The organism is Alteripontixanthobacter muriae, from assembly GCF_013336795.1.
Taxonomy (GTDB): Bacteria; Pseudomonadota; Alphaproteobacteria; order Sphingomonadales; family Sphingomonadaceae; genus Pseudopontixanthobacter; species Pseudopontixanthobacter muriae.
Window position 1 is genome coordinate 1 of sequence record NZ_JAAFZT010000047.1, and the last position, 259, is coordinate 259.

Genomic DNA, 259 nt, shown 5'->3' on the forward strand with positions numbered 1-259 from the left:
ATTATGCCACCTTGGCTTCGAACGCGAGTGGGCTGATGCCGCCCAGATATGAATGTCGGCGACGGGTGTTGTAGAAGCCATTTATGTACTGGAAGATTGCAGTTTCCGCCTGACGCCGGTCCGGCCAGCTTTGCCGCCAGATGAGTTCTGCCTTTAGGGATTTGAAGAATGTCTCGACGGAGGCGTTGTCGTAACAATTTCCCTTGCCGCTCATCGATGGACGCAGGCCATAGGCCTGCAGCTTTTTCTGATAGTCGTA

General features: G+C 53.7%; 1 protein-coding gene. It reads right to left on the reverse strand.

Annotated elements, in window-relative coordinates:
- Position 1: 1 nt before the first annotated feature.
- Positions 2–259 (reverse strand): IS3 family transposase (locus G7A66_RS12930; RefSeq protein WP_174296101.1); only part of this gene is annotated, 258 nt, incomplete at its 5' end.